This is a genomic window from uncultured Traorella sp. (assembly GCF_944327115.1).
In the GTDB taxonomy this organism is placed as follows: Bacteria; Bacillota_I; Bacilli_A; order Erysipelotrichales; family Erysipelotrichaceae; genus Traorella.
Genome location: NZ_CALVGS010000067.1, coordinates 1 through 21,415 on the forward strand (window position 1 = coordinate 1; position 21,415 = coordinate 21,415).

At 37.4% G+C, this 21,415-nt stretch carries 21 protein-coding genes, 1 tRNA gene and 1 other RNA gene; 16 read left to right on the plus strand and 7 right to left on the minus strand.

The window, feature by feature from the left end; all coding sequences use genetic code 11:
- From Q0K35_RS06470 to Q0K35_RS06480, 3 genes are all read right to left on the minus strand, one after another.
- Positions 1-707: hypothetical protein (locus Q0K35_RS06470; protein ID WP_294561848.1), on the minus strand; the 707-nt coding region annotated here is incomplete at its 3' end.
- Entirely contained in the window at positions 704-2,275 is a 1,572-nt protein-coding gene (locus Q0K35_RS06475) for a DUF1538 domain-containing protein (protein ID WP_294561849.1), read from the minus strand. The genes Q0K35_RS06475 and Q0K35_RS06470, both read right to left, overlap by 4 nt.
- Positions 2,276-2,334: 59 nt before the next feature.
- On the minus strand, positions 2,335-2,754 hold the full coding sequence (locus Q0K35_RS06480; RefSeq protein ID WP_294561850.1) for a MarR family transcriptional regulator: 420 nt from the start codon (positions 2,752-2,754) through the stop codon (positions 2,335-2,337).
- 478 nt (positions 2,755-3,232) lie between these two features.
- Here Q0K35_RS06480 and licT point away from each other — a divergent pair, with 478 nt between their 5' ends.
- The 14 genes from licT (at position 3,233) to Q0K35_RS06550 (ending at position 16,582) form a co-directional block, all read left to right on the plus strand.
- The gene (licT, locus tag Q0K35_RS06485; RefSeq protein ID WP_294561851.1) at positions 3,233-4,102 is read left to right on the plus strand and encodes a BglG family transcription antiterminator LicT; all 870 of its coding nucleotides are present in this window, start codon (positions 3,233-3,235) and stop codon (positions 4,100-4,102) included.
- Between the two features lie 10 nt (positions 4,103-4,112).
- Positions 4,113-5,987, plus strand: a complete 1,875-nt coding sequence (locus Q0K35_RS06490) for a beta-glucoside-specific PTS transporter subunit IIABC (protein WP_294561852.1) — start codon at positions 4,113-4,115, stop codon at positions 5,985-5,987.
- Between the two features lie 17 nt (positions 5,988-6,004).
- Entirely contained in the window at positions 6,005-7,438 is a 1,434-nt protein-coding gene (locus Q0K35_RS06495; protein WP_294561853.1) for a glycoside hydrolase family 1 protein, read from the plus strand.
- Between the two features lie 222 nt (positions 7,439-7,660).
- Positions 7,661-7,882: a preprotein translocase subunit SecG gene (gene secG, locus Q0K35_RS06500; RefSeq protein WP_294561854.1), complete on the plus strand. Its 222-nt coding sequence runs from the start codon at positions 7,661-7,663 to the stop codon at positions 7,880-7,882.
- A 42-nt stretch (positions 7,883-7,924) separates the two neighbouring features.
- Positions 7,925-10,012, plus strand: a complete 2,088-nt coding sequence (gene rnr / locus Q0K35_RS06505; protein ID WP_294561855.1) for a ribonuclease R — start codon at positions 7,925-7,927, stop codon at positions 10,010-10,012.
- A 2-nt stretch (positions 10,013-10,014) separates the two neighbouring features.
- Positions 10,015-11,160 carry a CapA family protein gene (locus Q0K35_RS06510; RefSeq protein WP_294561856.1) on the plus strand — a complete coding sequence of 382 codons (1,146 nt, stop codon included), beginning with the start codon at positions 10,015-10,017 and terminating at the stop codon, positions 11,158-11,160.
- A gap of 14 nt (positions 11,161-11,174) precedes the next feature.
- Complete coding sequence (gene smpB, locus Q0K35_RS06515) at positions 11,175-11,627, plus strand: SsrA-binding protein SmpB (RefSeq protein WP_294561857.1); 453 nt, start codon at positions 11,175-11,177, stop codon at positions 11,625-11,627.
- Between the two features lie 17 nt (positions 11,628-11,644).
- Positions 11,645-12,023, plus strand: a transfer-messenger RNA (tmRNA) gene (gene ssrA, locus Q0K35_RS06520).
- Positions 12,024-12,337: 314 nt separating this feature from the next.
- Entirely contained in the window at positions 12,338-12,892 is a 555-nt protein-coding gene (locus Q0K35_RS06525) for an RNA polymerase sigma factor (RefSeq protein WP_294561858.1), read from the plus strand.
- Between the two features lie 11 nt (positions 12,893-12,903).
- Complete coding sequence (locus Q0K35_RS06530) at positions 12,904-14,448, plus strand: PepSY domain-containing protein (RefSeq protein ID WP_294561859.1); 1,545 nt, start codon at positions 12,904-12,906, stop codon at positions 14,446-14,448.
- A gap of 107 nt (positions 14,449-14,555) precedes the next feature.
- Positions 14,556-15,464, plus strand: a complete 909-nt coding sequence (locus tag Q0K35_RS06535; protein WP_294561860.1) for a patatin family protein — start codon at positions 14,556-14,558, stop codon at positions 15,462-15,464.
- Positions 15,465-15,515: 51 nt separating this feature from the next.
- Positions 15,516-16,226 carry a metallophosphoesterase gene (locus tag Q0K35_RS06540; protein ID WP_294561861.1) on the plus strand — a complete coding sequence of 237 codons (711 nt, stop codon included), beginning with the start codon at positions 15,516-15,518 and terminating at the stop codon, positions 16,224-16,226.
- Positions 16,227-16,235: 9 nt separating this feature from the next.
- Positions 16,236-16,487: a kinase to dihydroxyacetone kinase gene (locus Q0K35_RS06545; protein ID WP_294561862.1), complete on the plus strand. Its 252-nt coding sequence runs from the start codon at positions 16,236-16,238 to the stop codon at positions 16,485-16,487.
- 19 nt (positions 16,488-16,506) lie between these two features.
- Positions 16,507-16,582 (plus strand) — tRNA-Ala (locus Q0K35_RS06550).
- 36 nt (positions 16,583-16,618) lie between these two features.
- Here the strand turns inward: Q0K35_RS06550 and Q0K35_RS06555 are convergent.
- From Q0K35_RS06555 to Q0K35_RS06570, 4 genes are all read right to left on the minus strand, one after another.
- Positions 16,619-17,716 carry a site-specific integrase gene (locus Q0K35_RS06555; RefSeq protein ID WP_294561863.1) on the minus strand — a complete coding sequence of 366 codons (1,098 nt, stop codon included), beginning with the start codon at positions 17,714-17,716 and terminating at the stop codon, positions 16,619-16,621.
- Position 17,717: 1 nt separating this feature from the next.
- On the minus strand, positions 17,718-17,990 hold the full coding sequence (locus Q0K35_RS06560; RefSeq protein ID WP_294561864.1) for a hypothetical protein: 273 nt from the start codon (positions 17,988-17,990) through the stop codon (positions 17,718-17,720).
- On the minus strand, positions 17,983-18,861 hold the full coding sequence (locus Q0K35_RS06565) for a hypothetical protein (protein WP_294561865.1): 879 nt from the start codon (positions 18,859-18,861) through the stop codon (positions 17,983-17,985). The genes Q0K35_RS06560 and Q0K35_RS06565 overlap by 8 nt, the downstream gene beginning before the upstream one ends.
- 284 nt (positions 18,862-19,145) lie before the next feature.
- Positions 19,146-19,421: a hypothetical protein gene (locus Q0K35_RS06570; RefSeq protein ID WP_294561866.1), complete on the minus strand. Its 276-nt coding sequence runs from the start codon at positions 19,419-19,421 to the stop codon at positions 19,146-19,148.
- Between the two features lie 715 nt (positions 19,422-20,136).
- Between Q0K35_RS06570 and Q0K35_RS06575 the strand changes: the two genes are divergently transcribed.
- Together Q0K35_RS06575 and Q0K35_RS06580 are read left to right on the plus strand one after the other, a co-directional pair.
- Entirely contained in the window at positions 20,137-20,484 is a 348-nt protein-coding gene (locus tag Q0K35_RS06575) for a molecular chaperone Hsp90 (RefSeq protein WP_294561867.1), read from the plus strand.
- Positions 20,485-20,599: 115 nt separating this feature from the next.
- Entirely contained in the window at positions 20,600-21,157 is a 558-nt protein-coding gene (locus Q0K35_RS06580) for an ECF transporter S component (RefSeq protein WP_294561868.1), read from the plus strand.
- Positions 21,158-21,415: the final 258 nt, after the last annotated feature.

The following is a 21,415-nucleotide window of genomic DNA, read 5'->3' on the forward strand; positions in this document are numbered from 1 at the left end:
TACTCTGCTAATTCTTCTAATCCGGCCACTTCTTCGACAGGAAGTGCAATGACAATTCCCCGTGCCGGTGTCTTCATACCGCATTCATGAGATATGGCGGACATGATTGCTGATTTTTTATTCTGTGGAACAATGATCAATACCATTTCCTGTTCTTCAAGCATGGTAATTCTTAAAAAACGAACGACTTCGTCCGAACCAAAACGACGTCCTTTTAAAAGTGTACCGCCTTTGGCACCGGCGCTTTTCGCAGCATGAACGACATCCTCGCTATATCCATGATTGACAGCTGTCAGAATTACGGAATATTCTATTTTATCTTTCATGATGATTTCTCCTTCCTTTATATCTGAAATGATAGGAATGTCTTGTGTATCAAGCAAATGACGGATGCCATCCTGCATACCCGTGACTGGAATGGTGACGGCAACACCTTTTCCCTTCTTTTGAAAAGCCATGATCTGACTGATCTTGAAAAGAATTTTGTAGGAAAAGAGTTTTGGCATCAGACATACGGTAATGATACGTTTCGTTCCGCTTAGTCCCCACATATCGAGGATCTCAGAGGTTGCTGTTCCTTTTCCATAGCATTGATAAAAGATAGGAATGTGCAGCTCATGTAATGCTTTTTCTAATTTATGCTCATCATCAGCATGGGTGATCATTAAAAGCATTCGCTGATGGAGTTCTTTTTCTTTATATATCATTCACTTATCTCCTCATCTTCTAATAATACGATATCATCTGATACTTCTTCCACAGGCAATGACTCCAATTTTTTAGCTTTTCTGCCATAGATAAAGCCCATGATCTGAATGGCGATCAAAGGAGTCATCGCTACCATGGCCACAACACCGAAAGCATCTTTTACGACATCTCCTCCTGCGGACAGACAGGCACCCATGGCCATTGGCAAAAGAAAGGTCGTCGTCATGGCACCGCTGGCAACGCCTCCTGAATCAAAAGCGATGCCCACAAATACATTTTCTACAAAATGACTTAATGTCAGTGCAATGATATAACCGGGAATAAGGATATAATAAATATTGATTCCTGTTAACACCCTTACCATCGCAAGCCCGACGGCAAAGGCAACACCGATCGATAAGCAAAGATTCATGGCATTCGCTGAAATGCTTCCGGCGGTAATTTCTTCGACCTGATTATTCAACACTTGAACCGCAGGCTCAGCTTTTACGATATAATAGCCGATGACCATACCGATCGGAATCAATATCCAAGAATAATCAGTAGCTGCCAGCGAGCTTCCAAGCAGATTGCCCACAGGTGCAAAACCGACATTAACTCCCGTCAGAAATAATATCAGTCCGATGATCGTATAGATAAAACCGATGCTCATACGTATGACCTGACGTTTGCTGTATTGTTTTGCAATTAATTGAAAAATGATGAAAACAGCTATGATAGGCAAGATGCTGATCAAGACTTCATGGCTGTATTGTGGCAATGCTTGCAGAAATTGAACCATGACGTCCTGTGAGGTAATGATCGGAACGATTTCCACGGCATTGTAAACAGCTTCGCTTGGATGATAGATCATGCCTAATAATAACACCATTAAGATCGGTCCGATACTACAGAAGGCAATCAGACCAAAGCTGTCGCTGACACCCTCTGCATCGCTTCTGGAAGCGGATAATCCGACACCGATGGCCATGATGAAGGGTACTGTCATCGGCCCGGTAGTAACCCCTCCGGAGTCAAAAGCCACGGCCGTAAATGCATCCGGTGAAAAAAAGGATAATAGAAAGAGGGCAATATAAAGAAGTGTAAGAATTCTTTTTAAAGAGATTCTGAATAAGATTCTCAATACGGCAATGACTAAAAAGATACCCACACCTAAAGCGACCGTCCATATAAGAACCATATTGGGAATAGATGCCACCTGTGCTGCAAGCACCTGCAGGTCAGGCTCTGAAACAGTAATGATCGCACCAACCAAAAAACTGACGATGATGACCAAATAGATGTTTTTCCGCTTGATCATCCAGCCGCCGATGCCCTGTCCCAATATCGTCATGGTCGTTTCAGCACCCAGCTGGAAAAATCCCATTCCGATCGTTAAAAGCAGTGCGCCCATTAAAAACAGCGCCAGTGTACCGATTTCCATAGGAACCAGAATCATGCTGATCAAAAGAACGATACATGTGATTGGCAATATACTGAAAAGAGATTCCAAAATTTTTTCTTTTAATTTCTCGTTGATAGAAATAATAGTATTCCTCCTTTCGTGCCAGTATAAATCAGTGAGCACAATTGCTAACATTGTTAGATAATTGTGTAAAATGAAAGGCAAAGCATGCCTATAAAGAATTACTTTGCGAAACCGTGTATGATCTTCTTCTGAATCCTGATATAGTTTTGTGCATCCTCAGGACCCAGGTATTCCAGAAGCTGAATCACATTTTGAAGGAGCTCAGCTTTCTTTTCTTCGATCAATGCATTTCCTTTTTCAGTAAGACTGACAATGACCTGACGATTGTCTGTGGCGTCATCATGGCGAATCACTAATCCTTTTTCTTCCATGTGATTCAATAAGGCTGCGATCCTTGCAGAGCTGACTGCCATTTCACGATTCAATTCCTTTGGATGTGCTTGGGAGTCATGGGTAAGCAAATAATTTAAGACAAAGTATTCGCCTTTGATGAAATTTGAAAGCTTTTGACTGACAGGCACATGAAGAAAATCAATTCTGGTCTTTAAAAGGTCAAGAGCCATTTCCTTATAATTCATACAGATCTCCTTGATTTTACTAACGTTGTTAGCTAAATTATAACGTGAAAGAGCCTCGTATGTCAAGGCATATGAAATTTATCCTTGAAATACAGAAAATATCGATTAAACAGGATATTAGAAAGAAGATACGGACCTATTCATATAATTTGCAGGTACTTTTATGGAACTGTGTATGGATGCTTTCTTATTTCATTGATGAATCGTGACGTTTTATGATCACTTATTCATATTTTGCGGACTGATATCATGATTGTTTTTTCATTTATTGGGGTTGCCGGGATTCACAATTTTCATAGATAAAATAATAGATAAAAATAATAGATAAAAATAGTTGACAAACTGTAAGCGTTTTAGTATTATTAGAAATGTTTCAAGGGTTGTTACTGGTAATGCAGGCTATACCGAGAACTGATTTCATACAGAGGTTAGTTTTCGTATAGCCTTTTTGTATGGTCAATAAGAAAGGAGATCAGGAATGCAGGTAAAAAAGGTCATTAATAACAATTTGGTGTATAGTTGTGATGAACAAGGCAAGGATTGTATCGTTATGGGACGCGGACTGGGATATCAGCAGCATCCGGGCGATGAGATCGATGCTCAGAAAATCGAAAAGGTTTATAAGATCAGTGATCCTATTCGCTCTGATCATTTTACACAGCTGGTAAAAGATATTCCTTTAAGTCATTTGCAGGTAGCCAATATGGTCATCGATTATGCATTCAGCATATTGGATAAAAAATTAAGTGATAATATTTACATTTCTCTGATCGATCACATTGACTTTGCTTTAGAGCGAATTGAAAAGGGTATTCCATTAAAAAATAAGCTTCTCTATGAAATCAAACGTTTTTATCCTACTGAATTTTTAATAGGAACAGAAGCTCTGAATATCGTTGAGCGACAGCTGGGAATCAAATTTCCTGAAGATGAGGCCGGATATATTGCCATTCATCTTGTAGAAGCAGAAGTAGATACAGATAATGTCAATTATGTACAACAGTCTGTAGAAATGATACAAGCGATCTTAAATATCATCAAGTATCACTATTCTTTAGAGTTAAGTCCGGACAGTTTGGCATATGAACGGCTGCTTGTACATCTTCGGTATTTTGCGGACAGGGTCATCAACCAGCAGCGCTTAAGCAGTTCCGATGAAAAATTCATTGCGAAAATGATCATCAATTTTGCGGATGAATATGAATGTACAAAAAAGATCAGGACTTATATACAAAAGACCTTTGACTATGAAGTAAGTGACGAGGAAATGATCTATTTGGCAGTACATATCCATCGCGTGCTGAGTGATCGCAAGGCAAGGGTAAATAAAGAAGAATCAAATGATTAAAGGAGGAACCATGGATTATCAGAAATTAAGCAAAGATATTTTGCGATTGGTTGGCGGCAGTGACAATGTGGTCGCTGTTACTAACTGCTTGACAAGATTACGTTTTAATCTTAAAGATGAATCAAAGGCAGATGATGCTGCAATTGAAGCCTTGGAAGGTGTCAGTGGTATTGTGAAAAAAGGAGGACAATATCAGATCATCATCGGAACAGATGTGCCAAATGTATTCAATGCCTTATCAAAATTAATGGGAGATAAGGAGCAACCTGTAAAATCAACAGAAAAAATGAAGTGGAGCGATCGTTTGATCGATACGCTGACAGGTATCTTTACACCTATTCTTATGCCTTTGACGGCTGCCGGTATGTTGAAGGCAGTGCTGGCGATCCTAATCGCATTTGGATGGGTAAGCAGTGAATCGATGACATATCAGGTCATCAATTTCATGGCTGATTCAACTTTCTATTTCCTACCGATCTTTTTAGCTAACAGTGCGGCCAAAAAATTCGGATGTTCACCTATGCTGGCCATGATGCTGGGTGGTATCCTGCTGCATCCTAATTTTGTTTCTTTGGTGAATGTCGCAAAGGATGGCGGTGAGGCAATCAGTATTTTTGGACTGCCGATTTATGCTGCTAATTATTCTTCTTCAGTTATTCCGATCATTTTAGGGGTTTGGTTCATGAGCAAGGTAGAACCGATCGCAGATCGGATTTCACCTAAGGCAGTTAAATTTTTCACACGTCCTTTATTAACGATCTTGGTGAGCGGTATCGCAACGCTCTGTGTCTTAGGACCTGTTGGCTATATCATTGCCAACTTGATCGGTGATCTGGTTAAAACGATCAACTCATATGCAAACTGGCTCGTTCCGACCATTATCGGTGCAGTATTGCCTTATTTAGTTATGACAGGAACACATCATGCCTTGACCAGCATCGGTATCAATAATCGTATGACCTTTGGATTTGATACTTTCATCTATCCGGGTCAATTAGCATCAAATATTGCCCAGGGTGCAGCTGCTTTGGCATTGTCACTGCGAAGCAAGGATAAAGTGGTAAAGGAAATGTCATGGGCAAATGGTCTGACAGCTGTTTTTGGAATAACCGAACCGGTGCTTTTCTCAATTACCATGAAATATAAGACAAATATGATTGCTTCTTCGATCGGTGGTGCTGTCGGTGGCTTCTTCATGGGAATTCTTAATGTCAAAAATTTCTCTGGCGGATCACCGGGATTGCTGACACTGCCAAGCTATATCGGATTAGAGGCTCCGATGAGCAACTTCTATTTAGCCTGTGCAGGAGCCCTTATCGCATTTGTTGTTTCGTTTATCGTATCTTATGTGCTGAATCGTCCGAAAAAAGAGGAAGAAGAACCGGTTTCACAAAAAACAGAGCAAGAGGAAATCACAGAAAAAGCAATTGATGCTTCAGAGATCCTTTATGCGCCATTAAATGGAAAGGCAGTTAACCTGCAGGAAGTGAACGACCCGACCTTTGCGAATGAAATCATGGGTAAAGGAGCAGCAATCATTCCATCAGAAGGAAAGCTTTATGCTCCGTGTGACGGTAAGATCATGACAGTGTTCCGAACAGGTCATGCCCTTACGATGGTTTCATCACATCAGGCTCAGATCATCATTCATATTGGATTAGATACGGTCAAGCTGGAAGGAAAGTATTTTCATATTCATGCAAAAGAAGGAGATCAGGTTAAAAAGGGAGATCTGCTGGGTGAATTTGATCTGGATATGATATGCAAGGAAGGATATGATCCAATTACGCCGATCATTATCGCCAATCCTGATGATTATAAAGAAATCAGTGCTAAAACAGGAGAAATTCAGGCACAGGATGCCTGGATGACCTTGGAAGCTTAATATACTGGGAGGTACATATGTCAGCATTTCCAAAAGATTTTTTATGGGGCGGTGCAGTTGCTGCCAATCAGTGTGAAGGAGCCTATAATGAGGATGGCAAAGGATTAGATATTCAGGATGTGCTTCCACACGGACTGATGAGTGAACCAACAGATGAGCCTACCCCGGATAATCTTAAATTAAAGGGTATTGATTTTTATCATCGCTATAAGGAAGATATCAGGCTTTTCGCAGAAATGGGCTTTAAGGTCTTTCGCTTGTCGATTGCATGGAGTCGTATCTTTCCGAATGGTGATGAGGAAAAACCAAATGAAAAAGGATTACAGTTTTATGATGATGTATTTGATGAATGCCTGAAGTACGGTATCCAGCCGTTAGTGACTATATCCCACTATGAAACACCGCTTCATTTAGCTAAGGCATTTCATGGCTGGAGCAATCGTAAATTGATTGATTTCTATCTTCATTACTGTAAGGTAATCTTTGATCGTTATAAGAATAAAGTAAAGTTATGGATCACATTTAATGAAATTAATTCGATCTTACATGCCCCGTTTATGAGCGGTGCGATCGATCTGCCTAAGGATCAACTCACAAATCAGGAATTGTATCAGGCGATCCATCATGAATTGGTTGCCTCTGCCCGTGCCGTAAAGCTTTGTCATGAGATGATACCGGATGCGAAGATCGGATGCATGATTTTGGGGGTAACGGTCTATCCGCTTTCTCCAAGACCGAATGATATCATTGCGAAGATGCTTTATGACCGTGGTTCTTATCTTTTCTCAGATGTGCAGGCTCGAGGTTATTATCCATCTTATACGAAACGCTTATTTGAGGAAAAAGGTGTTCAATTGCAAATCGAACCGCAGGATATCGAGGATCTGAAGCATACAGTAGATTTTATATCATTAAGCTATTATTCCAGCAATTGTATCTCTGCCGATCCTACGGCAGGAGAGCCTACAAAATCAAACATGACACGTGATCTCAAGCGTAATCCTTATAATGAGGCCAGCGAATGGGGATGGCAGATCGATCCGCAAGGGCTGCGCTATACGCTTAACAAGCTTTATGATCGCTATCAGAAACCATTGTTCATCGTAGAAAACGGATTAGGTGCCAAAGATGTCCTTGTTGAAGATGGCAAGGGAAGCTATACTGTTGAAGATGATTATCGTATCGAATATATGAAACAGCATTTGCTTCAGGCAGAGGAAGCCATTAAAGACGGTGTTGAGCTTATGGGATATACAAGCTGGGGCTGCATCGATCTGATTTCCTGTTCGACGGCTGAAATCAGCAAGCGCTATGGTTTTGTTTATGTTGATCTGAATAGCGATGGCAGCGGTACGCTGAATCGTTATCGCAAAAAATCATTTAACTGGTATCGTGATGTGATATCAACAAATGGAGAGAGTTTACATGACACAAAAAAGACATGTAAATAATTTTGTCAGCAGACACGATAAAGAATAAAATATTATGTGAGCCATCACGTTATAATGACGATGATGGCTTTTTTTTCATGAATGATGGGCATACTTAAAATCAGTTATTTAAGAATGAGATGGAACATGATATCGGGTAAAAATGTATTCCAAAATATTTATAGTTGTAACTTGCATTTGTTTGTGTTAGAATAATAAAGCCAAAGAAAGGAGGATTTATAAATGCTGCGAATTGTTTTAATGGTTGTATCGGTCGCATTGATAATTCTCTCTTTAATGCAAAGCGGGAAGAATGATGGATTATCAGGAGCTTTTACAGGATCTGAAGGTTTGAACCTGTTTGCCAATGTAAAGGAAAGAGGTCCTGAAAAGATGATTTCCAATCTGACGATGCTCGTTGGAATATTGTTCTTCGTTCTTGTGATTATTATGAGATTCCAATAAGACCGCACAGGTCTTTTTATTTTATTAGAAGGAGGTGAAGCAATGGACTATAAAAAATTACTGATAGATACCATGATGTCTTCAAAGTATAAAGGAAAGACGCTGGATGAACTGAAGGAAATGTTTGATTTAAGCAATGCCCAAGAGTTTACAGCTTTTATGAAAGACTATAATGAAGGGATTGAAGATCTGACCTTCATTGAGATAAAAGATAAGATCTATCTGGCAGAGAAAGTCGGTTATTTTAAAGGTATCCTGAAGGTGCATCCAAAAGGATTCGGTTTTGTGGAAAATGATGAAATTCACTGCTATGTTGCCGATGTAGGAAAGCTGATGAATGGGGATGAGGTATTAGCCCAATTTATTCACAAAGAAAATGAACAGCCGGAATGTAAGATCGTCAAGGTACTGCAGCACAGTTTGAAGCATTTGGTCGGAACGATCAAAAAAGCAGAAAATCGTTCGCCGAAGTTTCTTCCTGACAGTCCACTTGTTTCACAGCGTATCCATATTTTGAATTTTCATGATTTCAAGCTTGTCAATGACACGAAGGTACTTGTTAAGATTACAAAGTATGAGCCATTGGAAGCTGAGATCGAAAAGATCATCGGTTATAAGTATGATCCGGGTGTTGACATCACTTCGCTTCTTTTGGAACATGATGTTGATATTGAATTTAGTGATGAGGTCATGAAGGAAGTAGATAAGATTGCCGATCATATTACGGAAAAAGATAAAAAAGGTCGTGAAGATCTGACAGATCAGCTGATCATTACGATCGATGGCGATGATTCACGTGATTTTGATGATGCCATCAGTATCGATAAGCTTGAGAATGGCTACCGCTTAGGTGTTCATATCGCAGATGTTTCCCATTATGTACAGGAAAAAAGTGCCTTGGATAAGGCCGCTTATGAAAGAGGTACTTCCATTTATGTCTGTGACCGTGTCGTACCGATGCTGCCTCAATTCTTAAGCAACGGGATCTGTTCGTTGAATCCGGATGTTGAAAGATGTACGATTTCCTGTGTCATGGATATCGACATGAAGGGTGAAGTAATGAATTACCGCATTTTCCCTTCCTTTATCAGATCCAAAGAAAGAATGACCTATAACAATGTCAATAAGATCATTCATCGGGATGAAAAAATGTGTCATAAATATGCCCATCTTTTAGAAATGGTCGATGATATGATGAAGCTGAGTCAGATCATTCGTAAACGCAGAGAAAGCCTGGGATGTATTGATTTTGATACTAAAGAAGGTAAGATCCTATTAGATAAAAAAGGAAGAGCCGTCGATGTTTTGCTTCGTGAACGTGGTGAAAGTGAGCGGATCATTGAAGATTTCATGATCCAGGCTAATGAAGTCGTTGCGACTCATATGAAATGGCTGGAAATTCCGGCAATGTATCGTATCCATGAACAGCCGGATCCAAAGAAGATGAAAGAATTTGTACATATTGCTCAGCTTGCCCATCTTAAATTTAAAGGGAATATCTTAAATGTGAAGCCGATGCAGTGTCAGAAGCTTTTAAAGGAAGCCAAACAAAAAGAAGAATATTCGATTATTTCGACATCGCTGTTACGTTGCATGGCGAAGGCCAAATATGATGCAAAGTGTCTGGGACATTTTGGTTTGGCTTTAAAAGAATATACACATTTCACATCACCGATTCGTCGTTATCCCGACTTAGTGGTTCATCGGATGTTGAGAAAATATTGCTTTGGTAAGATGCCAACGGAAAAGGTCATGAAAAAAGATGAGCAATGGGTTGAAAAGGCTGCCTTGCAGTCAAGCATTCAGGAAAGAAAAGCGATTGAATGTGAAAGAGATGTCGATGATATGAAAAAAGCTGAATATATGGAAAATCATATTGGTGACAAATATGAAGGAATGATCAGCGGTGTTACCAAGTTTGGCTTTTTTGTGGAATTAGAGAATACGGTAGAAGGGCTGGTACATATATCTGTTCTGAATGATGATCATTATATCTATGATGATGCGTCACGCAGCTTGCTTGGAATGAGAACGAAGAAGCGTTATGCGATGGGACAGAAGGTCAAGGTAAAATGTACGGCTGCCAGCCGGTTTAAAAAACAGGTGGATTTTGAGCTGATCAGGGGGTAAGGATGAAAAAGCTGTTTGTTTTGTTAAGTATGTTTCTTCTTATAGGCTGTGCTGCGCAAGAACCTCAGGAACCATCAACAGAAACACCGACAGAACCTGTTGTTGAAGAAAAAGAGGACAGCGTTGTTTCTTTCATGGCGGTTGGTGACAATCTGATCCATGCTGCCATCTATATGAATGCCTATGCGAAATATGGAGCTTATGAATTTGATGATATTTATTCAGAAATCAAATATTTTGTCGAATCGAAGGATGTTGCCTATATCAATCAGGAAACGATCTTAGGCGGAACTGAATTAGGATTATCTCATTATCCGATGTTTAATTCCCCTCATGAAATTGGAGAAGCAGTGGCTAATGCCGGCTTTGACTGGATTGCCAGCTGTTCCAATCATTCGATGGATAAGTTTGAAGCAGGGATCATATCGGATCTGAATTTCTGGGATCAGTATCCGGATATCGTAACGACAGGTTTAAATCGCAGCTTTGAGGAACAGCAAACAAATAAATATATTGAAAGAAATGGTGTAAAATTTGGCGTTTTAGGTTATACTTATGGTACCAATGGTATTGAGATACCGGAGGGCAAGGAATATCTGGTCAATCTTTATTCCAAGGAAAGGATCAAAGAAGATGTGGAACGTCTAAAGGGAACCTGTGACTCGATCCTTGTCAGCATGCATTGGGGTGACGAATATTCGACGACACCGAATGCCGAGCAGCAGGAATTAGCCCAGTATATGGCAGACTTAGGCGTTGATGTCATCATAGGCGAACATCCGCATGTCATTCAGCCGATGGATTGGGTAGAAGGCAAGGATGGCAATCGGACCTTGGTGATCTATAGCTTAGGTAATTTCCTTTCTTCACAGGATGAACCCTTCAATATGCTGGGAGGCTGTGCTTCCTTTGATATCCGAAAGGATGGTGATACAGGAGAGATCACAGTGGAGAATGTAAAATGGTATCCTGTCGTGAATCATATTTCAAATGGTGATTATACGGCCGGTACAAGAGATTATCGGGTATATCTGTTGAAGGATTATACGGATGAATTGGCATCACAGCATCGCTTAGGTGTTACTCGTCAGTATTTTATCGACAAAACAGAAGAAGTCATGAATGACAAATTTGAAATCGTGTATTAAGAAGGTGGTGAGTCATGGCAAAGAAAACAATAGCTGAAAACCGAAAAGCATATCATGAATTTTTTATCGAAGATCGTTATGAAGCCGGTATCGTTTTAAAAGGAACGGAGATCAAATCGGTTCGTAAAGGACATGTGCAGCTGAAAGACAGCTATGTCAGCTTTGTGAATGGCGAGGCCTTTATCAAGGAAATGCATATTTCACCTTATGAATACGGAAATATCTTTAATCATGATGAAACCAGGGAAAGAAAGCTTCTGCTTCATCGTGATGAAATCAGAAAGCTTACGGATAAGGTAAAGCTTAAAGGATATACCGTAGTACCTCTTAGCATGTATCTTCATAACGGTCATGCGAAAATGGAGATTGCCTTGGCGAAAGGTAAAGATCTTCATGATAAGCGTAATAGTGAAAAGGAAAAGACGGCAAAGCGTGAAATTGAAAAAGCAATGAAAAACTACAGGTGATCATTCACCTGAAACATGGGGCTGTCATGGTTTCGACAGGGATATGTTTGGTATAGACGGCAATCGTGTGGCTAACGTTAAAGCTATTAAAAATAAACGGAAACAAATTTGCTAACTTCTTCGGTGGAAACCGTGAAGTTGCTTTCGCTGCTTAATTAACCTAAATACTGGTTCGCAGCCGTCCTCTTATTTTTCTCCTTTAGGAATAAGCAGGGTGTCAGAAATAAAGGATAGGTAATGTTTTTGTCTGATGGAGCATTATCGAAATTTAAATCAGACACATCAGTAAGGAGTTTGTTCATCATTACCTGCTGATTATCGAGTATGAACTAAATTGTAGATGTCTATACGTGGGACTGTTTCTGGACGCGGGTTCGACTCCCGCCAGCTCCACCAAATTTAACAAATCGTGCCTGAAACAGGCACTTTTTTTCAGCTTAAAATTATTTCATAACCTGTGATTTAAGCAAAAAAATTGACTTTTATGATCAAATCATTTATTTTAAATAATGTAATATCAGGGTCGACAGGTATCTATCGACAAAAAATATCATAATATTTAAGATTGCAGATGAAAAAGAATCAGATGCTTATAAAGCAGGATATTGCTATTGATATCTATGTTATCTTAAAAAAATGATAAAAAAATAAAAAATGATGCAATAAAAATGAATGCTAATGTAATAATATTATGAAAGGATAAAGGAAGTATGATTTTGTTGAATCAGTCAGTCAGCACAGATATAGATGATATTGTCTTAGATCAGTATCTTAAAGAAATTGCAAATGGAAATAAAAATGCCTTAGCAGATTTATATTCTATGACAAGTGCTGTTGTATATGGATTTATTCTTTCTATTTTGAAAAACTCTCATGATGCGGAAGATATCCTGCATGACTGTTATGTCAGCATTTATTCGGCAACTCAAAATTATCGTTCCGGTGGGCGCCCCTTGGCATGGATCATGGCAATTGCCAGAAATCTATGTTTATTAAAGATACGGGAACGTAAGAAGAATGCGGATTATCCTTATGAAAATTGGGAGCAGGATATTGCCGATAAAAAAGATGTTTCGGCTGAAGATATGATCGTTCTGAAGGATTGCATGAAGAATCTTTCGGATGAAGAACATCAAATTGTTTATCTGCATGCGGTGAGCGGATTTAAACATCGTGAGATTTCACAGATCATGGAGCTGCCGTTATCAACGGTTCTTTCAAAATACCACCGTGCATTAAAGAAGTTGAAAGCATGCTTAGAGTAGGAGAGAAAAAAATGAATAATCGTGAAGTAGAAAAGAAAATAAAAAAGGCGTATTCTCATATTACTGCTCCGGATATTATCGACTCTATACTCTCTGATTGCGAAACTCAGAAAGGGAATGTGGTCATGATGGAAAAGAAGAACAGAACACCTTTGTTTAAAGGATTGGCACTTGCGGCCATGGCTTTGATCATAGTTGTGGGAATATTTGGTTTTAATTATTATGAAATGAATTATAAGGCTGTATCAACGATTGCTTTTGATGTAAACCCAAGCATTGAGCTCAAGGTCAACAGTCAGGATCGTATATTGGAAGTGATACCGCTCAATGATGATGCGATCACTGTGATCGGTGACATGGATCTTAAGGGCAGTGATTTGGATGTAGCTGTAAATGCTTTGATCGGTTCCATGATCCGTAACGGTTATCTGAGCGATCTGGCTAATTCGATACTGATCAGTGTTGAAAACAATGATCCGGAAAAAGCAGCCCAGCTTCAGCAGCTCTTGAGCGATGAGATCAGCCAGCTGATTACAACGAATAATTTCGACGGTGCTGTATTAAGCCAGAGCATCAGTGAAAATGATCAAACACTTAGAAATCTTGCAAGTGAATATGGTATTACAATGGGAAAGGCTCAGCTGATCCAGCAAATTCTTTCGATGAATCCGCTCTATACATTTGAAAATCTTTCTAAGCTGACGATCAATGAACTGAATTTATTGATCAATGATCAGAATGTAGGCAATGTCACATCAACAGGTTCAGCCAGTGATAAGAATTATATCGGTAATGAAAAAGCAAAACAGATAGCGTTACAGCATGCGAATGTTTCAGAAGCTAATGTGAGCTATTGCAATGTGAAGCTGGATTATGAAATGGGTGCGATGGTCTATGAGGTTGAGTTTTATGTAAACGGAACAGAATATGATTATGATATCAATGCCTTGAGTGGTGATGTGATGCATGTGAAAACAGAACAGAAAACATCCCCTGCACAGTCGGATGGTCAATCAAATATCCCTGCAAATTCGTCATATATTGGAGAAGCCAAAGCAAAACAGATCGCATTGGGAAATGCCAATGTATCGGAAAGTGTACTTTCCTATTATTGGATAGAAATGGACCGAGATGATGGCAATATCATTTATGAGATTGAATTTTATGCCGGAAACACAGAATATGAATATGAGATCAATGCCTTAAGCGGTGAGATCATAAAAGCTGAAAGGGATCAGGAGGAGAATTATCCGTCTTATAATACATCTAATGGTTCAAATAATGTTTCATCAGATACATCGAACCATTCATCTTCTTCAAACAATGGCAATGCTCAGACATCTTCAGGTATTACAGCTGACCGTGCAAAGGAAATTGCTTTGAGCCATGCAGGTCTTACAGCCGATCAGATTCGTAAATATGAAGTTGAAAGAGATTATGAGAATGGCATCATCGTGTATGAAATTGATTTTAAATCCGGTAATTATGAATATGAATATGAGATCAATGGAACAACAGGTGCAATTATTCAGTCAAAAAGAGAATTTGATGATTAAGGTTATCTAGGCAAAGCGGCAAAAGCTGCTTTGCTTTTTTGTTGAAAATTTATTTATAAAGTGAGAAAATATATAGCGTTAGGTATTTTGACAAGGAGGTAGTTGTAATGAAAAACAAGGTTTATACAAAGTTAGGACAGCTTCCTTATGGAATGACTCGTGATAAGATCACAGAAGGCTGTATCGTCTTAGAAGGCGGTGCTTTCCGAGGCTTATATACAGCAGGGGTATTGGATGCCCTGATGCAGGCAGGCATCAATTTCAGAGCGGTGATCGGTGTTTCGGCAGGTTCTATGAATGGTATTAACTATGTTGCCGGACAGATCGGAAGAAGCGGCAGGGTCAATTTAAAATATCGTCATGATAGTCGTTATGTTGGTGTTAAGGCCTTGGTTACAAATAAAGGTGTGATCGGTTTTAATTTTTTGTTTGATGCGATCGATAATGAAGAGCCTTTGAATAAAGAGAGGTTTTTCAGTAACGAGCGAAGATTTGTGGCAGTTGCGACGAATTGCTTGAATGGACAGCCGGAATATTTTGAAAAAAATAAATGTGATATCTTTCGTGCAGTGAAGGCTTCTTCCAGTCTGCCATATGTATCAAAGATGGTCGAAATTGAAGGAATTCCTTATCTTGATGGCGGCTGCAGCGATAAGATTCCTTATCAGTGGGCCATCGATCAGGGATATGAAAAGATCGTTGTTGTCAGGACAAGAGAAGCTTCTTATAGAAAACAAAGCGATCATGATAAGCTTGAAACGATTGCCCAGAAGTTTTATCATGGTTATCCTGAATTTGCGCATGCGTTAGGTAAAAGTGATGAAAGCTATAATGCCCAGTGTGATGAACTTGACCGCTTGGAAAAAGAGAAAAGAGTCTTTGTCATTGCACCTTCTTTTCCGGTTGAAATCAAAAGATTGGAGAGAAATATGGAAAAGCTGGGTGAATTATATTGGAAGGGATATGAGGATGGCGGTTCGCAGATCATTGCCTTATGGGATTATTTACATTCCTAAAAGTGAGAGATTCGTTTCATTTTATGATATAATGGTCATAGAGGAGAGAATATGATTTATGTAATGAGCGATCTGCATGGCTGCTATCAGGAATATCTGAAAGCGTTAAAAGCTATTGATTTTCAAGATGATGATCAGTTGTTCGTGTTGGGTGATGTCGTAGATAGAGGAAAAGAACCTGTGAAGCTTTTACAGGATATGATGATGCGCAGCAATGTTTTTCCCATCATCGGCAATCATGATTTTATGGCATTGAGTGTATTGAGAAAATTTTGTGTTGAAATTACTGATGAGAATGTAGAAACGCAATTGGATGAGGAAGATATAGAAAATTTGTATCACTGGTGCAATGATGGCGGCCGGGTGACATTGGAACAATTTCGCAGGCTTTCCAGGGAGGAACAACAGGATCTGTTAGATTATTTAGAAGAATTCAGCTTGCTGGAGGAAGTAAGTGCCAATGGAAAGAAATTTGTTTTGGTACATGCCGGTCTGCATCCGTTTTTGCCTGATAAACCTTTAGAAGATTATCGGCTGGAGGAGGTCATCTTTAAATCTCCGAATTATGACTTTGTTTATTATGCGGATAAGTATCTTGTAAGCGGACATAAACCGACAGTGTCGATCGATAAGAGGAAAAAGGGCCAGATCATTGAAAAAAATCATCATATAGCGATTGACTGCGGATGTGTCTTTGGGATGAATTTAGGTGTTTATTGTTTGGATACAGGTGAAAAATGGTATATTGAAAAGAATAAATAGGAGGGAATCATGTTAGAATTCAGATATGATACACAGCTTCTTATAGAAGGTAAGAATTTAAATGAAGATGAGATCAATGATTATTTCAGAACTCATTTCAAGGGTGACTGTTTATTGGCAGTAGGGGATGATGAATTGATCAAGATTCATTTTCATACGAATGAACCATGGGATGTTTTGAAATATTGCTCGACACTTGGTGAAATTTATGATATTGTAGTAGAGGACATGGATCGTCAATCCAGAGGTCTGAAAGGTTAAGATCATCTTAGGATGATATGGGGTTTTAGCTCAGCTGGGAGAGCGCTACGCTGGCAGCGTAGAGGTCAGGGGTTCGAGCCCCCTAAGCTCCACCATGTAACTAAAAAAGCCTAGAAATAGGCTTTTATTTATTATTCAGATTTATCGTTGGAAAGATTTTGGAAAGATAAATCTAAACTTTTAACTAATTCATCTTCATTTTTCTGCATTAAATGAGTATATGTTTTAAGCGTTATATCTATATTGCTATGTCCTAATCTTCTAGATACTGCAACAATATTGACGCCACTAGAAATTAGATTACTTGCATGTGAATGCCTAAAGCCATGTAAAGTAATTCTTTTCACTCCACTCTCTTTACAAGCTCTATCTTTCACACGGTTTATATTTGTTCTAGCTAATGGCTCAATATTACCAAAAATAAACCAATCATCATTAAAACCTTTTATGGAAGATAAATCTTTTTTATAATCATCTAAGATATTAATAAGTCCTTGATTTAATGTTATTTTTCTAACACTATTAACGGATTTAGTATCTTTTATTTCGTAAATGCCTTTATCGGTTTTTTTAGTATAATTTTTATATATGTCTAATATACCATCATAATAATCTTTCCATTGAAGTGCTTGAGCTTCGCCTTGACGAATACCAGTATAAAATAACACATAAAATAAAACTTTATATTTTTTGATTTTAACAAATTTAATAAACTGATTAAATTCATCAACAGACCAAATGTTATTTTCAGCATCTTTTTTCTTCATTTTTTCTTCTGATGTCGATTTGAAATTTTCTAAAATATCACTAGGGTTACTTTTTAGATTTAAATATTTTTTTGCGAAAGTAAAAATAAGTTTATAGGTGCTAAGGATACAATTTTTATGAACAGTAGAAAATTTAAGACTTCCAACATAATCATTAAATTTCTTGCAATCAAGAGTGGTAATTAAAGATATTCTTTTATTTTTGATATTAGGTTTAATATAATCTCGATAAACTTGAAAACGTTTTATATAGCTGCCATAAGTTACACGTTTATATAGATCATCTAAATACATATCAGCAACATCATAAATGTACATATTACAAGTATTTTCATCTTCTGAAAGTTTTAATTTACTCTCATACAGTTGAGCATCTCTTTTAGTAGTAAAACCTCTTTTTTTACGATTTTTATAAACTACTACCCATTTGCCATTAGCTCTTTCATCTTTATGCACAGACATATTAAACCACCTCAACCAACACAGCTCTATTCTCTAAACACATACGATTATAATAATATTCAATATCATGATTAATAATTGCCAGCACTGCCTCTGTTGGCACATAACGAGTATAAATAGGTATATCATTAAGAATACAGTAATCTAACGCTTGCTTGCGTATATCAGAAGCTTTGCTGCTTCCCACATCACATAATTTTTCTATGTCTTTTAAACTTAGTGTTTCAGAAATAGACAATAGATATTTGTCTTTCCAAGATGTTTTTTTATTCATCAATATCAACCTCACTTTCCTTTTTATATATTTGCTTTATGACTTCAACATCATTTTCTGAAATATTTTTGCATGACTTTATATTCATCGGTATCGCATATTTATTAGTAGGTGTAATATCCTTTTCCGTAATCGAATAATCATTGATATTTAAATAATCTAATGCTGAATTATATAAAGGCTCATTTTTAGATAATTCTATTTCTATCGGTTTTAGAAGATTATTAGATTTTAATATCTTCTTTCTTCCAAATAATCTTTTATCTAAATCTTTAGTTAAATATTTAGTTATATATAATGCGACATTAAAATTATCATCAGTTTTTCTTAAGTCAAAACCACTAGAATGTCCATAATTCCAAAACTTTACATCGTACATATTTTCTTTTCCATCTTGTAATGGGCATAATTCAGAACCTACTATTAGATTTGTTAGCAAATGATAATGTACTGCACCTCTTTTTTGAAATTCGATAACACCTAAATATTTAAAATCAGGAAAAACACGTTTCATCATACTTGTAAAATTATTAAACTTTTGATTAGCTATTTCTACATTTTCAAGATTTTCTACAAAAGTCAAAGTAATAAATGAAGTCCAGAATTTCTTATTCATTAGAGCATATTCAATAAGTAATTTTTTAGATCTATAAATATTATTTGACTGAACCATCTTTTCTTTGTTATTCATAATATTATTATGTTTATTAGATTTATTACTAACTTTTTCACTATTTGTTAATTCAAAACCATCTTTAACTTTTCTGATAGGTTTCTTATAATCTGTTACTGTGATTTCATCTTGAAATATTTTTATCTTCCTATCGACGTATTTAACTACATCAGCATCAGGCACAGAAATTTTAATCATAATGCCCCCTATGTCGTAGTAGTGAGCCTTATATCAAGTAATAAGGCTTCACTAGAGCAGTTGCGCTCCACAGGGGTTGGAGCGCAAACTTGCTCCAATCCTTTTCTATTGTTTCTCAATATAAATTTTATCTTTATTATTAAAATACGAAAAAACCTCCTTTAACTATAATCATTTCGGAGGCACAATTATTATTTTTATGATATAATAACTATGCTCCCATTTCACAAGAGTGTGAGTAGAATAACTCGTGAGTCGCCAAACTAGACGGGTTATTCTTTTTTTTATTTCTCTTTCTTTTCTTTTTCATTTTGAGCATCATAATTTTTAGCAAATGTTTCTTTATCAACATTAGGAGCAAATGCAGATAACATTTTTCCCATCAATTCAGGGTTGCCTAACATTTCCCATGTTTTTTCAAAAGTATCGATTTGCTGACTAACAAGCACAGAGCATAAAGTAGCTTTACTCATACCCATTCTTTTCGCCATACTCTCTATTCTCTCATTTAACTCAGGACTTACCGCAATACTGATACGCACTTTGCTTGAATATGCCATGTTATTCACCTCCTTACATCAAGCATTATAACATATAACTACAAAATGTAAATAAAATATTTAAAAATATTTTAAAATATTGCAAAAAGTGCATCACTATCTTTGCGCATTTATTCCAATTTCCTTTTGACAACAGGGACCCAAGGCTCGACTGCCTTTCAGGCGTCGTATAAGGGCATTTTGATGCCCTTACACTCCTTTGACGAGTTTGTCTTTGCCTTGCCTATTGTCAAAAGTTTTCTCGGCATAAAAGCACAATCAAACAAGCAACCATTCGCTATAAAAAATCATTTGATTTTCTGCATTTTATTCACTAAAAAATAGAGCCATCTATTTTTCTTAACGTGAAAAAATTTGAAAATCTGCATTCCTTTTTTTATAGCGAAGGCTATTTTTGGCACTTCCAAAAATTGGCTTGTTTTAATGTGTGAATTGGGAAAGATTTTGGAAAGAAAAAAGTAATATTGAACATTTTATCAAAAATAAGATATAAAGAAAAATACTACAAAATAAAGGGAAAAATACCTATATTTATTCAAATACGATTTCAATTATAACCCCCTAAGCTCCACCATGTAATAAAAAAACGCCTATATTTAGGCGTTTTTTTAATCTTAAAATAAATTATGCCCTATTTATGCCCTTTCTGGTATATGTAGAATAAATTGTGAAGATAGAAAATTTATGTTACTATATGGATATCAGGAGGAAATATATGGAAAGAGATGTATTGAATCAAGTTATTGATAAAACCAAAGCATTGATGGAAGCACCTACTTGCTGTGCTGAATTGAAGGAAGCGGCAAAGGAATGGCTGGATGCAGTCGGTACGAATGATGAAGATAGACAAACAGAACGATACCTTCGTGAATTAAAAGAGGATATCATGCCAATTGACCAGCTGATCGCTTTCGCAGGCTCAGAGGATGGTAAAAAGTATTTCGGTGAAGAAAAGGCTGCAGAGATTGTTGGACACAGCAATACGATCAAGCAGCAGGGAGCTGCTTATTGTGACTGTCCGGCATGCATGCTTGTTGAAGAACTTATACATCTGCTAAGTTAGTACCTGAACTTTTATCTATTCAATATGTGCATAGATGATAATGTAAAATAAGTATTTTACATGAAAAGAAATCTTCGTTATACTGGATGATATCCAAGATGATCAGGAGGGTTTTATGAAAAACAGTGTTAAAAATATTACATTAACAGCCATGTTCTTGGCTTTGGGAATGGTATTGCCTTTCTTTACCGGTCAGATTCCGCAGATCGGCAATATGCTGCTTCCGATGCATTTACCTGTATTTCTATGCGCATTGATATGTGGATGGCAATATGGTACGCTGATGGCTTTTATTTTGCCGTTGTTACGTTCTTTAGTATTTGGTATGCCGCCGTTTTATCCTACGGCATTGGCAATGGCCTTTGAATTAGCGACTTATGCATTCGTAACAGGTTATTTATATGAAAAATCACCTTGGCAATGTATAAAGGCTTTATATCGCTGCATGATCTGTGCCATGTTAGCCGGAAGGGTTGTTTGGGGCATTGTCCAGATGTTCCTTTTAGGTATCAATGGAGGTATGCTGACATTTGAAGTATTTATCAGCAGTACGCTTTTAAATTCGATACCGGGAATCATCATGCAGCTGGTATTGATACCGGCCGTCATGGTAGCACTTGATCGTACGAAGGTTTTACCTTTCAAACATTCTTCGATGCAGGTTGAAAATTAGTTATGATAGAGAAGAATTCTCAAGCAGGTCTTGAGAATTTTTTTGTTGATATATATACAATAAACGTATGATAAGATATTAAATATAGGTATTAGACATTGAAATGATACACTTTTATAATATTTACAGGCAGGAGCTAACTATATAAAAATCAAGAGATTTAGATGAAAAAGTTTGAAAATATAAAATTTCTAATTTTGTATGTTAGCTGGAGCTGTTCTTTGAAAAGTGAATAGTAATTTGTACTTTTTGGGCATG